This window comes from Winslowiella iniecta (assembly GCF_001267535.1).
Lineage (GTDB): Bacteria > Pseudomonadota > Gammaproteobacteria > Enterobacterales > Enterobacteriaceae > Erwinia > Erwinia iniecta.
Window position 1 is genome coordinate 1 of the sequence record NZ_JRXE01000024.1, and the last position, 14,244, is coordinate 14,244.

At 49.8% G+C, this 14,244-nt stretch carries 12 protein-coding genes; 5 read left to right on the forward strand and 7 right to left on the reverse strand.

The genetic code is table 11. The annotated features are described in order from the left end of the window. Positions 1 to 141: 141 nt before the first annotated feature. Positions 142 to 537, reverse strand: coding sequence for a putative T6SS immunity periplasmic lipoprotein (locus NG42_RS22720; RefSeq protein ID WP_156324270.1), 396 nt, complete (start codon positions 535 to 537; stop codon positions 142 to 144). 242 nt (positions 538 to 779) lie between these two features. Continuing rightward, the gene (gene mgtA, locus NG42_RS16175) at positions 780 to 3,473 is read right to left on the reverse strand and encodes a magnesium-translocating P-type ATPase (protein ID WP_052900794.1); all 2,694 of its coding nucleotides are present in this window, start codon (positions 3,471 to 3,473) and stop codon (positions 780 to 782) included. Between the two features lie 879 nt (positions 3,474 to 4,352). On the opposite strand from mgtA, the gene acnB reads away from it, so the two are divergent. Next, positions 4,353 to 6,950 carry a bifunctional aconitate hydratase 2/2-methylisocitrate dehydratase gene (gene acnB, locus NG42_RS16180; RefSeq protein WP_052901016.1) on the forward strand — a complete coding sequence of 866 codons (2,598 nt, stop codon included), beginning with the start codon at positions 4,353 to 4,355 and terminating at the stop codon, positions 6,948 to 6,950. Positions 6,951 to 7,151: 201 nt separating this feature from the next. Then, a complete protein-coding gene (gene yacL / locus NG42_RS16185; protein ID WP_052900806.1) occupies positions 7,152 to 7,514 on the forward strand; it encodes a protein YacL in 363 nt (120 codons plus the stop codon). A gap of 121 nt (positions 7,515 to 7,635) precedes the next feature. Here yacL and NG42_RS16190 read toward each other — a convergent pair whose 3' ends face one another. Together NG42_RS16190 and NG42_RS16195 are read right to left on the reverse strand one after the other, a co-directional pair. Further along, positions 7,636 to 8,328, reverse strand: a complete 693-nt coding sequence (locus NG42_RS16190) for a helix-turn-helix transcriptional regulator (RefSeq protein ID WP_052900809.1) — start codon at positions 8,326 to 8,328, stop codon at positions 7,636 to 7,638. 41 nt (positions 8,329 to 8,369) lie between these two features. Continuing rightward, complete coding sequence (locus NG42_RS16195; protein WP_053115888.1) at positions 8,370 to 8,675, reverse strand: helix-turn-helix domain-containing protein; 306 nt, start codon at positions 8,673 to 8,675, stop codon at positions 8,370 to 8,372. 183 nt (positions 8,676 to 8,858) lie between these two features. Between NG42_RS16195 and NG42_RS16200 the strand changes: the two genes are divergently transcribed. Beyond that, positions 8,859 to 9,245 (forward strand): cupin domain-containing protein, encoded by a 387-nt coding sequence (locus tag NG42_RS16200; RefSeq protein WP_052900812.1) that lies wholly within the window; start codon positions 8,859 to 8,861, stop codon positions 9,243 to 9,245. Between the two features lie 66 nt (positions 9,246 to 9,311). Here NG42_RS16200 and speD read toward each other — a convergent pair whose 3' ends face one another. The 3 genes from speD to NG42_RS16215 form a co-directional block, all read right to left on the reverse strand. Beyond that, entirely contained in the window at positions 9,312 to 10,121 is an 810-nt protein-coding gene (speD, locus tag NG42_RS16205; RefSeq protein WP_052900815.1) for an adenosylmethionine decarboxylase, read from the reverse strand. 28 nt (positions 10,122 to 10,149) lie between these two features. Beyond that, positions 10,150 to 11,013 (reverse strand): polyamine aminopropyltransferase, encoded by an 864-nt coding sequence (gene speE / locus NG42_RS16210; protein WP_052900818.1) that lies wholly within the window; start codon positions 11,011 to 11,013, stop codon positions 10,150 to 10,152. Positions 11,014 to 11,118: 105 nt separating this feature from the next. Beyond that, the gene (locus NG42_RS16215) at positions 11,119 to 11,466 is read right to left on the reverse strand and encodes a YacC family pilotin-like protein (protein ID WP_052900820.1); all 348 of its coding nucleotides are present in this window, start codon (positions 11,464 to 11,466) and stop codon (positions 11,119 to 11,121) included. Between the two features lie 196 nt (positions 11,467 to 11,662). On the opposite strand from NG42_RS16215, the gene cueO reads away from it, so the two are divergent. Together cueO and NG42_RS16225 are read left to right on the forward strand one after the other, a co-directional pair. Next, positions 11,663 to 13,252 (forward strand): multicopper oxidase CueO, encoded by a 1,590-nt coding sequence (cueO, locus tag NG42_RS16220; protein WP_052900822.1) that lies wholly within the window; start codon positions 11,663 to 11,665, stop codon positions 13,250 to 13,252. A gap of 351 nt (positions 13,253 to 13,603) precedes the next feature. Next, on the forward strand, positions 13,604 to 14,224 hold the full coding sequence (locus NG42_RS16225) for a hypothetical protein (protein ID WP_156322168.1): 621 nt from the start codon (positions 13,604 to 13,606) through the stop codon (positions 14,222 to 14,224). Positions 14,225 to 14,244: the final 20 nt, after the last annotated feature.

The window sequence follows — 14,244 nt, forward strand, 5'->3', positions numbered from 1 at the left end:
TGGCAAGTAACCACCGTGATGTACCCGGACCCGGCGGTAATCAATGGCGTTTTTAAATACAGACTTAGCCATTTCTGACTCACCTTGGGTCAGACGTCTTGAAGATCCCTCTTCGATAATCATCATTTTTATTCTCCCTCGCTAAGCTTTCAGATTTTGCAGCTCAAACCTTGCTCTCCAGAAACGTTTGGTTTCCACCTGATTGGGTGGCACGATAGTGTAAATGGTGACGCTATATTTCTGATATGGCTGAAATTTATAGTCGACTGGAATGCATTGGCCGGGAACGACTATTTTGATTGGGAAATCGAGGTCGTCACTGCGCCATACTTCACTTAAAGTGTCATCTTCAGCTATTTTTCTTACGACTATAGCCATAATGCGAGACTGATTATTTCCGGTGACTGACTCCTTTTTTACCTTAAAACAAGGCTGCCCATTTTGCCCCAATGAAACCAGTGCAGCTCTGTGTGGCAATGGATGGACAGGACAGCCAGCCAGCAGAAAGCAACATGCAAGAAGAATAACTATTTTCATTTGAACAGGCTTCTTTTGTTGGTCGGGTCAATGATAAAACAGGCCAATGTGCTCTCATATTTATCTTCCTGAAGCGATGTAATACCAGAAAGATAGCACAGGTGAGATTTATTCCGGAGTGTCAAAGGACGGATTTGTGAGGGGTATTAGAAAACATTAAGGTAATTATTTTAATGAATATAATATAACTTGATGTCATTCTGCGGGAGGGTTATCCCTCCCGCAGTAACACTAACAGCTAATTAAAACCACTGGCCAAACTTGCGCATATACAGCTGTTTCATACCCTGGCTCAGCAGACAATAACCCAGCAGCGTGGCCAGTAACCATGGGAAATAAGTCAGCGGCAATGATTGCAGGCCAAACCATGAATTAAACGGTGAGAACGGCAGGCCGATACCGATAATCACCACCAGAATTGTGGTCAGCATAATAGGCCAGGTGGCACGGGCCTGAATAAACGGAATCTTCTGGGTGCGTAACATATGCACCACTAACGTCTGTGACAGTAATCCCTCAATAAACCAGCCGGACTGGAACAATGCCTGATGGTCGGCACTGTTGGCACCAAAAATATGCCACATCAGTGCAAAGGTGGTGATATCAAAAATTGATGAAGTTGGCCCCATCCACAGCATAAAACGACCAATGTTTTTGGCGTCCCATTTACGTGGTTTGCGCACAAACTCTTTATCCATTTTATCCCAGGGTAAGGCCAGCTGCGAAATATCGTAAATCAGGTTTTGCAGCAGCAGCTGGATAGCCAGCATCGGTAAAAAAGGTATAAAAGCACTGGCTACCAGAATCGAGAATACGTTACCAAAGTTTGAGCTGGCGGTAATATTGAGATATTTGATGATATTACCAAAGGTCTGGCGACCGACCAGTACGCCTTGTTCCAGCACCATCAGGCTTTTTTCCAGCAGGATAATATCAGCGGACTCTTTGGCAATATCGGTGGCACTGTCGACGGAAATACCGACATCCGCCGCCCGCAGAGCTGCCGCATCGTTTATGCCGTCACCAAGGAAACCGACGGTATGACCATTTGCCTGCAACAATGTCACCACTCGCTCTTTCTGAGACGGCGTCAGTTTGGCAAAAATCGTATGCAGTTCGATCCGTGGTTTCAACTGCTCATCGTTTAACTGCTCAATCTCATCGCCCAGCATCGGTACACCCGCATCCACGCCAAGGTCGCGGCAGATTTTGGCGGTAATCAGCGGATTATCGCCGGTCAGAATTTTAATCTGTACGCCATTGTGTTGCAGGGCGTGAATCGCTGCTGCGGCACTCTCTTTCGCGGGATCGAGGAAGGTCAGCATACCGCACAGCGTTAAATCACGCTCATCCTCGATCGTAAGACGTTGATACCAGTTGTTGCTCTCCATGGCACGGGTCGCGACCAGCAAAACACGATAACCTTGCTGGTTAAGCTCGGCTGCGCGCCGGGTAATATCCTCACGCCAGGCTGGCGTCATCTTTTCAACCTGACCATCAAGGTTAAGGTGAGTGGTGATGGCCAGCATCTCTTCCAGCGCACCTTTGCAGACCAGCTGATGCTGACCCAGCTCATTACTGACGCTGACCGACAGGCGGCGACGGGTGAAATCAAACGCCAGCTCATCGACTTTACGATAGTTGCGTGGCAGATCCTGTGTGTCGCGGGCGAATTCCAGCACCGCACGATCCATCAGGTTTTTCAGCCCGCTCTGGTGGAAACTGTTTAACCAGGCCAGATCAAGCACCTGGCGGCAGGGGCGTCCAAGCACATCAAGGTGCTGCTCCAGTGCAATATGATCCTGCGTCAGGGTGCCGGTTTTGTCGGTGCACAGCACATCCATTGCGCCGAAGTTCTGGATCGCATTCAGGCGTTTAACCACCACTTTGCGGCGCGCCATGGCCATCGCACCTTTCGCGAGATTAGTGCTGACAATCATCGGCAGCATTTCCGGGGTTAAACCGACCGCCACCGCCACGGCAAACAGTGCCGCATCCAGCCAGTCGCCCTTGGTCATGCCGTTAATCACAAAGACAATCGGCACCATAATGAACATAAAGCGGATCAGCAGCCAGCTGACGCTGTTTACTCCACGATCAAAGGCAGTGGGCGCGCGTTTGCCAACAATGTTTTTTGCCAGTGAACCAAACCAGCTCTGGTTGCCGGTCGCCACCACCACGGCGGTTGCATGACCACTGACGACATTGGTGCCCATCAGGCAGACATTTGGCAAGCCGGGCAGGGCACCTTCACCAATTTCATGCGCAGTTTGTGGTAGATCGTTCAGACAAAATTTCTCCACAGGCAAGGCTTCGCCGGTCAGCGCTGCCTGGCTGACCAGCAGATCCTGCGATTCAATCAGTTTGATATCGGCCGGGATAATATCGCCTGCTGATATCGAGATAATATCGCCCGGCACCAGCTGTTGCTGATTGACATACATCCACTGCGGAGTGGAATGATCAACGTGACGGCGGCGAGTGGTCACTTGCGTGCGAACCAGTGATTTCAGCGCATCCGCCGCTTTATTAGTGCGAAACTCCTGCCAGAAACGCAGCAGGCCGCTCAGCCCAATCATCACTGACATAATGATCACGCCAGTCAGATCGGTTTCTTCACCCTGCTGAGCAGGCAACCAGTAGTCGGTGAAGAAACTGATACTGGCGAGTCCCATCAATACAAAGATAAATGGATTTTTAAACGCCATCAGTAGCTGAATCAGCGCATGCGGCGCTTTTTCCTGCGCCACCTGATTGAGGCCAAACTGCTCGAGTCGTGATTCAGCCTGTTGGCTGGTTAACCCTTTTGGGCTGCTGTTTAGAGTGGAAAAGGTGCTGTCAATGCTGACCTGCGCCTCGTTGGCAATCGGCCAGTTTTTGGCTTTAGAGTGGTGCTGGCGGCGCGCTGGTTGCGCCATATCGATCATCTGAGTCATGTCTGCTTATTCCAAATTATACGCACGGCAATCTCTCTCAAAGTGAGATAGACGTGAAAAAAATATGGCGTTGCAGGTGGGGAAAAGAACTAGCTCAGTGCTCCCACGCAACGCGGATTACGCTGCGTACTGGGGTGCTCGTCCATGGTAACTCCTTAATTATCACCGGGTGATAATGAGCTTAAAAACCTGAATAACAGGATCGGTAACAGACTGCTGTGCAGCGATGGCGCAGCAGAAATACGGCTGAGCTTCAGCCTGGAGGAAAAAGGGTATGGGAAAAGATCAGCATCATAAGTACTCGTCTGTTTATAGTTTTCAAAGCAGACGAGCCGGAGGGATCGCTGCTTGCCAGGGCGGCAAGCAACAGGCTTGCCTTAATTAGATCGGTGACTGTCCAAAAAAGGTTTCTCCACAATAATTCGCGGGACGAACTATACTGCCGCTCCCGCAGGCTGTAAACCGTACTTCCTCAACCAAAGCTCAACGTTCGGGTTTTAGCCAGTTAGCCTGTTGTCGGCAACTATTTTGCGCTCAATGAGATTTTTCCCTCCGTTTTAAATAACCACCGGTTATAGATGTGCTCTTAAAGAAGCATAACCGCTGAGGAAATCAGGGTGGTGCATGCTAAGTGACTGGCTATACGACTCATTCTGGCCTGCTTCTGGTCACGGAAATGCGCATTTATTCGGTGGTTGACGAATCGCGCCAGATAATGTTGCTTTTTTGTAAACAGATTAACAAGCAAGCGAAATCCTGATATGCTGCCCCACGCGAAACCGGGCACCTTTACACCTTACCCTACACAAGGAGGGTTAATCACCCGACGTGAAAAAAGGTGGTCGGAAAGACAAATACAATGAGAGCGAGGAGAACGTCGTGCTAGAAGAATACCGTAAGCACGTTGCCGAGCGTGCCGCCGAAGGGATTGTTCCTAAACCGTTAGATGCTTCCCAAATGGCCGCGCTGGTTGAACTGCTGAAAACCCCTCCTGCGGGTGAAGAAGAATTTCTGTCTGATCTGTTAATTAATCGAGTTCCGCCAGGTGTTGATGAAGCGGCCTATGTAAAAGCCGGATTCCTGGCTGCTATCGCGAAAGGCGAAGCGACTTCTCCTCTGGTTTCTCCTGAAAAAGCCGTTGAACTGCTGGGCACTATGCAGGGCGGTTACAATATTCATCCGCTGATTGATGCGCTGGATGATGACAAACTGGCACCGATTGCCGCGAAAGCCCTGTCTCATACGCTGCTGATGTTCGACAGCTTCCATGACGTTGACGAGAAAGCCAAAGCCGGCAACCCGCACGCGCAGCAGGTACTGCAATCCTGGGCCGATGCCGATTGGTATTTGTCACGCCCTGAGCTGGCGGAAAAGATCACCGTAACCGTGTTTAAAGTGACCGGTGAAACCAATACCGATGACCTTTCTCCGGCACCGGATGCCTGGTCACGTCCGGACATCCCACTGCACGCGCTGGCGATGCTGAAAAACTCACGTGAAGGCATCGAACCCGACGAAGCGGGTAACGTGGGTCCAATCAAGCAGATCGAAGCGCTGAAACAGAAAGGCTTTCCGCTGGCTTATGTCGGCGATGTCGTCGGTACTGGTTCTTCGCGTAAATCCGCCACCAACTCGGTGCTGTGGTTTATGGGTGATGACATCCCTAACGTGCCGAACAAAAAAGGCGGTGGCGTGGTGCTGGGCGGTAAAATCGCACCCATCTTCTTCAATACCATGGAAGATGCCGGCGCACTGCCGATCGAAGTCGATGTCGATAACCTGAATACCGGCGATGTCATTGATATCTATCCGTACAAGGGCGAAGTGCGCAATCATGACACCGGTGAGGTGCTGGCGAATTTCGAACTGAAAACCGACGTACTGCTTGATGAAGTGCGTGCCGGTGGTCGTATTCCACTGATTATCGGTCGTGGGCTGACCAGCCGTGCGCGTGAAGCGCTGGGTCTGCCGCACAGCGATGTGTTCCGCGTGGCGAAAGATGTGGCAGAGAGCAGCCGCGGCTTCTCACTGGCACAGAAAATGGTGGGTCGTGCTTGCGGTACCGAAGGCGTGCGTCCGGGGCAATATTGCGAACCTAAAATGACCTCGGTCGGTTCGCAGGATACCACTGGCCCAATGACCCGTGATGAGCTGAAAGATCTGGCGTGCCTCGGCTTCTCGGCTGACCTGGTGATGCAGTCATTCTGCCATACCGCAGCCTATCCGAAGCCGGTTGACGTCAGCACTCACCACACGCTGCCAGACTTTATTATGAACCGTGGCGGTGTTTCACTGCGTCCGGGCGACGGCATTATCCACAGCTGGCTGAACCGTATGCTGCTGCCGGATACCGTCGGTACCGGTGGTGACTCTCATACCCGTTTCCCGATTGGTATCTCTTTCCCGGCGGGTTCGGGTCTGGTGGCGTTTGCTGCTGCCACCGGCGTAATGCCGCTGGATATGCCGGAATCGGTACTGGTACGCTTTAAAGGCAAAATGCAGCCGGGTATCACCCTGCGCGATCTGGTTCACGCCATTCCGCTGTATGCCATCAAAGCGGGTCTGCTGACTGTCGAGAAGAAAGGTAAGAAAAATATCTTCTCTGGCCGCATCCTGGAAATTGAAGGCTTACCGGATCTGAAAGTGGAGCAGGCATTTGAGCTGTCGGATGCGTCCGCCGAGCGTTCTGCTGCCGGCTGTACCATTAAGCTGGGCAAAGATCCGATCATTGAATACCTTAATTCCAATATCGTGCTGCTGAAGTGGATGATTGCTGAAGGCTATGGCGACCGCCGTACGCTGGAGCGTCGTATCCAGGGCATGCAGAAATGGCTGGACGATCCGCAACTGCTGGAAGGTGATGCGGATGCGGAATACGCCGCGGTGATCGATATCGATCTGGCTGACATCAAAGAGCCAATCCTGTGCGCGCCGAACGATCCTGACGATGCGCGTCTGCTGTCTGACGTGCAGGGCGAGAAGATCGACGAAGTGTTTATCGGTTCCTGCATGACCAACATTGGTCACTTCCGTGCTGCCGGTAAACTGCTGGATGCGCATAAAGGCCAGTTACCCACCCGCCTGTGGGTGGCTCCGCCAACCAAGATGGATGCGGCACAGCTGACCGAAGAGGGCTACTACAGTGTGTTTGGTAAGAGCGGAGCGCGTATTGAGATCCCAGGTTGCTCACTCTGTATGGGTAACCAGGCGCGTGTCGCTGATGGTTCGACGGTGGTTTCCACCTCAACCCGTAACTTCCCGAACCGCTTAGGTACCGGTGCTAACGTGTTCCTTGCGTCAGCAGAACTGGCGGCAGTATCTTCACTGCTGGGCAAGCTGCCAACGCCAGACGAGTATCAGCAGTTTATGGAGCAGGTGGATAAGACGGCGGTAGATACCTACCGTTATCTGAACTTTGACCAGCTGGGCCAGTATACGGATAAAGCTGACGGTGTGATTTTCCAGACCGCAGTATAATTTCAGTTCAGTCACTGCATCAAAAGGAGCCGGTTAAGGCTCCTTTTTTTATTGCCGTGGCAAACCCTTTAGCCTTAAACGCTGCTTTTCCTGACTGAGACTGCGATAATGCGAGTTAAACCCCATTAATTACCCGCTAAGCGCGGAGAATGCACGACAGCAGTGTATGAAAAGGCCGTCTGGCTGACAGAGGAAAGCAGTATGGAATACGAATTTTTGCATGACGTCACCGGTGTGGTGAAGGTACGCATGTCGATGGGGCATGAGGTGGTGGGTCACTGGTTCAATGAAGAAGTAAAAGAAAACCTGGCGTTACTGGATGAAGTCGAAGCCGCGGTGCAGGCGATTAAAGGCAGCGAACGCCAGTGGCAGCGCGTCGGACATGAATACACGCTATGGATGGACGACGAAGAGATCATTATCCGTGCCAATCAGCTTAACTTTGAAGATGAAGGGATGGAAGAAGGCATGAACTACTACGACGAAGAGAGCCTGTCGTTTTGCGGCGTGGAGGATTTTCTGGCGGTGATTGCTGCCTATCGCCTGTTTCTGCAAGGCAAGTAGTCGGGTTGGCGAGCGCTGCTGGCCGATAGCGTGCTCGTCGTGCAGGTCTTTCAGCTGACACTGACGACGTAGCCGGAAGATCCGGCAGCGCCCGACTTTCCATAGTTTTACGTGTGGTTAATCATTCACTGATCAGCGGTAAAGACTGGCAACGTTCAAAGAAACTCTGCGGTATATAATTGCTGATCTTGTTATCGTGACAGTATTCAATAATGCCGCGTTTGCAGCTGACGCCCGCTTTCTTATAGATACTTTGCGTGATATTACACACCGTACGCTGCGATAAATGCAGCTTATGCGATATCTCGAGGCTGGAAAAGGCGTGCAGAATGTAAAACAACACCTCCCACTCACGTTTACTGAACAGTGAAGAGGGGGGAGTAAAGACCAGTGATTCAGGTAACTTAATCTTATTCAGGCTGGTCAGGATCAGATTATCTACTGGCCGGCCATGAAAAATCGTCCCCCGGCAAATACCGCGCTCATCAATCAGCGGATACTTATCAAAAAACCACGGCTGCAGCCACGCGTGATTTTCAAATGGATGGATTTCTATCGAGGTGACACGGTCGAGCAGACGTTCGACCATGCGATCGTGATTCTGGAAGGCATCCTGAAAATCGGCGGTTGAGGCGGGCAGTTCGCCATCCAGCCTGCCCTCAACGGAAAAATGTGCCGGTAGCGCGAGTAAGCTGTGATATTTTTTATTGGCGTAAATAAATCGTGATTGGTTATCTTTCGCTCCCCAGGGCTCGGCACTGTTTTCCCAGAAGCGAATTAACATCTGCAACGAATCCTTTAAGTTTGCGCTCATTGCGATCCCTGCTCCATTTCTGTCTCTGGCCGGACACGGAATTACTCGGTTAACAGCACAGGCGAATTCATCTGCTGTTCCGGCTGCTCTTTTTCTCTGACGCGTCGACGGATTAGCCTGCCTTTTTGATCAAAAAAACGACTCGGCCAGATTTCTTGCGGTGGAATACCAATCGCATTGGCAATGATGATTTCACCTCGTGGCCAGGGGCGTATCAGTGTATTTCCCAGTGTGCTGGCTGACAGGCCATTCTCGCGCGAGAGTTTTGCCAGTGAACCTTTAGCTTTGCGCACGGCAGCCAGAATATCCTGCCGGTGCCAGTCATGTTTATCCGTTCTGATTTCCATATTTTATTCCTCTTCCTGAAAAGATTTTTTCGGAGGGTGATCATTCCTCGATCGGTTTACGGTTGCTGTCACTCATGATAGCGTCTGTTTAGAGATCATTTGTTAAAGTTAATGTGATTTAATATCGATTTATTGCTGACGTCTAGTTCAATTATTACTCTATCTAAGGGAAGAGAGGGCTGAATGATCATTTTTTCTGATTTTACTGATGGAAAAGGAAGTGAAGATGAGTTAGTTGGAATTTCAATTGCGCCAATGATTACTCAGCCCGGGCTGAATGCTTATGGCACGACGCTGAAAATGGGTAAACGGGTGGGGTGTCATAGTCATGCAGAAGGAGAAGAATGGTATATCATTCTGTCAGGAGAAGGCGAGATATGGACGGCAGATGTGGTTGATAATAGCTTAAAAGACAGAAGGATAGATCAGGTCAGTAAGGGCTCAGTATTCTGTATTTATCCGTATACGGCGCATCAGTTACTGGCGAAAACCGATATTGAATTAATCTTTTTGTGTCCTGAATCACATATAACCACCGATCGCACTTTATTTGCGGATTTGATTAATTAATATTTTATAAAATAATTATTTTGCTATTAATTAACCCTCTCCCGAAAACGGGAGAGGTGAAGGAAATTAAAGGGTTTTTAATCCTGTTGCCGCAATATTACGGGCATAGTAAATTTCACGCATCTCTTTCCACAGCAAATCGGTGATTCGCTTGTGCTCTTGCGGGCTCAAATCTTCCGGTTTGGTGTTAAACAGGTAATGTTTTAAATCGAATTCTTTCAGTAACATCTTGGTGTGGAACATGTTTTCCTGATAGACATTCACATCCATCATGTCATACATCGACTTCATATCTTCCGACATAAAGTTCTGAATCGAGTTAATCTCATGATCGATAAAGTGTTTCACCCCGTTCACGTCACGGGTAAAGCCGCGCACGCGATAATCGATGGTGACGATATCAGATTCCAGCTGGTGGATCAGATAGTTCAGCGCTTTCAGCGGCGAAATAACGCCGCAGGTTGATACTTCAATATCGGCACGGAAAGTACACAGCCCTCCCTCGGGATGGCTTTCCGGATAGGTATGGACGCAAATATGGCTCTTATCCAGATGCGCAACCACCGAGTCAGGCAGTGGGCCAGGATGCTCTGAGTTATCGATATCCCGTGGGTCGATCGGCTCTTCGCTCACCAGAATAGTCACGCTGGCACCCTGAGGTTCGTAATCCTGACGCGCGATATTCAGCACGTTAGCGCCAATTATCGAGCAGGTTTCGCTCAGAATTTCAGTCAGACGATTGGCGTTGTATTGCTCATCAATATAGGCAATGTATCCGTCGCGCTCTGCAGCGGTATTCGCATAGCAAATATCATAGATACAAAAACTCAGGCTTTTTGTCAGGTTGTTGAAGCCATGTAGTTTCAGCTTTTGCAATTTAGTTCACCCCCTTATAAATGCCCAATCAGCTCGCGTCTGACAGTGCATTCAGCAGATATTGTGGCAGGGCAAAGCTGCCAGTATGGATTGCCGAATTGTAGTAACGGCAGGTTAAACCCGCTGCATCAAGACGTGCTTGCAGCGTTGCGCTATCGAGCTGGCGCAAAGCGGGATTGTCGCTAGCCCAGGCAAACGTCATGATGCCGCCGTAGTAGGTCGGAATCGCTGCCTGATAGAAGCTGACGTCGCTAAAATAATGACCCAATTTACGATGGCTGTTAATGGCTTCATCCTGTTGCAGGAAGCAAACGCCATTCTGTGCCACAAAGATGCCATTTTCATTAAGGCAACGGTGGCAACCCGCATAAAATTCAGAGGTAAATAAACTTTCGCCAGGACCGATAGGATCGGTACAGTCGGAGATAATCACATCAAATTTATCACTGCTTTGATTAACAAAGTTAACACCGTCATCAATCACCAGTTTGAAGCGCGGATCCTCATAGGCACCGGCACTGTGGTTCGGCAAATATTGCTTACAGAAGTTGACCACACCCGCGTCGATTTCGACCATGGTTATCTGTTCGATATTTTTATGACGGCTGACTTCGCGCAGCATTGCGCCATCACCACCACCAATAATCAATACCTTCTTCGCCGCACCGTGCGCCAGCAGAGGCACATGGGTCATCATTTCATGGTAGATAAACTCATCGCGCTCGGTAGTTTGTACCACGCCGTCAAGCGCCATAACGCGACCCAGCGCCGCATTTTCGAAGATAATCAGGTCCTGATGTTCGGTCTTTTCACGATACAGTTCTTTATCGACAGAGAAGTACTGTCCGAAACCGGCATGAAGCGTCTCATACCACATTTCATCTTGAGCCATGGTGGGATCTCCAGAGTAATAGCCATGAAAAATGGGCGGCACATGATAGCTAACTCTGACCGTGGTTGCACGGTCAAATATTCAACAGAAGGGTAATGGGGCGGGTTACTTCACGTAGGCAAGCAGGCTGAGAGAATCACGCGCCAGGGATTTACACTTCTTGTCATTAGTAATGGCGATACCGCTGAGATCGCGGTAGCTGTCTTCGCCAAGCGCCTTCATGTTGTAACTGGCGTAATTGGTTAAATCCCAACGGTTTTGCTGGGCAAAAAACATCAATGCCTTGCGAATCTGTGCATCAGGTAAATCCTGATAGCCGCAGTCATTTTTCAGATAGACAAAAACCGCTGTTAAATCAGCGAGATCTTCTGCTTCCGATTCGCTCAGGGCAAAGCTGGTGGAGGAGAAGCCAAGAAGCCCGGTGAGTACCAGAGCCTTGATGCCTTTCTTCATAATTCTTCTCATAAAGTTGCAATTAACTGACGTTAGCACAGTTAGACTCAGCGTTCAGGCAATTTTGCCCACGAAACTTCTTCAACTGCCATTTTCATCAGTTTCTGACAGTATAGTGAATCTGATTGAACTTGACCTTACCGCCGGGTGAAGGTTTAAGCTGCGCGATAATTTTTTGACTGTAAAGGATGCGATAATGTTACGCCGTGATTTTCTCAAGCTGAGTGCCGCACTCAGTGCTGCCGGTGCGCTGCCGCTCTGGAGTCGTTCGCTAATGGCTGCAACGCGTCCGACGCTGCCGGTTCCTGAGCTGCTGAGTGCTGACCCGCGTGGGGAGGTCACCTTAACCGCCCGCAGTGGTTTTTCGCTGTGGAACGGTAAAAAAGTGCCGAGCTGGGGCTATAACGGTAATCTGCTGGGCCCGGCGCTGCAACTGGAGCGTGGCAAACCAATTAGCGTCAATATCGATAACCAACTGCCGCAGGCTACCACCGTGCACTGGCACGGGCTGGAAGTGCCGGGTGCGGTTGACGGCGGCCCGCATGCGCGCATCGAACCGGGCCAGCAGCGCACGGTCAGCTTTACCCCCGATCAGCCGGCAGCGACCTGCTGGTTCCATCCGCATCAGCACGGTCAGACCGGTTATCAGGTGGCGCAGGGGCTCGCAGGTCTGGTGATTCTGAAAGATAAAGACAGTGAAAGACTGTTGCTGCCTAAACAGTGGGGTATCGATGATATTCCGTTGATTTTTCAGGACAAACAGCTTAGCGCCGATGGCAGTCAAATCGACTATCAACTGGATATTATGCGCGCGGCGGTAGGCTGGTTCGGCAATCTGATGCTGACTAACGGCGTGCAGTATCCGCAGCATCCGGTGCCGCGCGGCTGGTTACGCCTGCGCTTACTGAATGGCTGTAATGCCCGTTCGTTAACTCTCGCCACCAGTGACCATCGTCCGCTGTATGTGATTGCCAGCGACGGTGGCTTATTAGGCGAACCGGTAAAAATCAGCGAGCTGTCGATGCTGCCAGGCGAGCGCTTTGAAGTGCTGGTTGATACCAAAGACGGTAAACCGTTTGATCTGGTGACGTTACCGGTACGGCAGATGGGCATGTCATTAATGCCATTCGATCAGCCATTACCGCTGTTAAATGTGTTGCCTCTGAACATTCAGGCCAGCGGGGAATTGCCGGACAAGCTGGTGGACATGCCGGCCTTGCCTGCGGTGGAAGGTATCACCAGCCGTTGGTTACAGCTGATGATGGACCCGCAACTCGACCAGCTGGGTATGCAGGCGTTGATGCGTAAATACGGCACGAAAGCGATGGCCGGGATGGGAATGGACGCGCATCACGGCATGGATAACGCGGGGACTGCCGCCAGCCATGATCATAGCACGATGGCCGCCATGGATAGCGGTAATAAAGCCCCGGCTTACGATTTCCACAATGGTAATAAAATCAATGGACTGCCATTTGATATGCATAAACCGATGTTTGATGCCAAATTAGGTGAATATGAAAAGTGGACCATTTCAGGTGAAGGCGATGCCATGCTGCATCCGTTCCATATTCACGGCACCCAGTTCCGTATTCTGTCTGAAAACGGTAAACCGCCAAAGGCGCATCGCAGTGGCTGGAAAGACACGGTGCGGGTAGAAGGCTGGCGTAGCGAAGTGCTGGTGCGTTTTAACTATGTCGCCAATGCGGAAAATGCCTATATGGCTCACTGCCATCTGCTGGAACATGAAGATACCGGTATGATGCTTGGCTTTACCGTCAGTTAACTAATTTATTATTTCACCCTTTATTAAGACGATATTCTCAAAATATCCTCAGGTTTAATAAAGGGTTTTTCCTTTCTTATTTTTTATTTTTACAGGGCTATTGGTTTATTTAACCTTCGTTTATGGTAAGTCTTATTAATGTGTTTTATTATAATCGTGTCTGTAAGAATGTTTAACACGCTAACTAATAAGCTCATGCTGGCTAATAATATGGGTGTGGTATTCTGACCGCGTCATTTACGATTTACTCTATATGGAAATTATCGATGCCATACAAGGTATGAAACTTTTTACCTTGTTGAAGGGTGGCGATAATTGTCAATTAAGGCAGAGAAGGAAAGGAACCCAATGATGAAACATATTATTCCATCGTTGTTACTGACGATCGGTATTACTGGTACTTCAGCCAGTGCTTCCACAACGGAAATGTGGCGTGAGCCGCAGTCGGTTGTCAAAGAAGGAAAGCAATACAGTCTGATTATCGACCGCGGGGAGCTGCAAAAGGCGGTCCGAACGTCAACCAATGAATACTGCTTTTCCGAAAAAGGAGCCGGGGTGAAGCCGCTGGTTCTGATCGGAACGCCAGTAGAAATCACCGAGTTTCTGATAAAAAATGAAACACGGGGAATTGAAAATAATATTACTGAACTGCCTGATATTTATATGGGTATCACTAAATATGTGCCGAGGAAACGATTTATCGGTTTATTTCCATTGAATGACTTATTAATAACGGCGGTGGAACAAGTCCAGAAATTTCAACCGGGAAGCATCATTACGGATGCCGCGGGTATTCCGGGAGATCTCAAAGGGTTGTATGAGGCTATGGAAAAACTACAGGAGAACCAAAAAGAGGGCGGTCAGATACTTTATGTAAAGTTCAGCTATCTGCCGGAGGATGGTATGACGAAAATTGGCAGCAAAACCATTAGCTTCAGTAAAATACTGAAAATAATGCAACAACCCTCATGATAATCAAATCTGCCTGACGG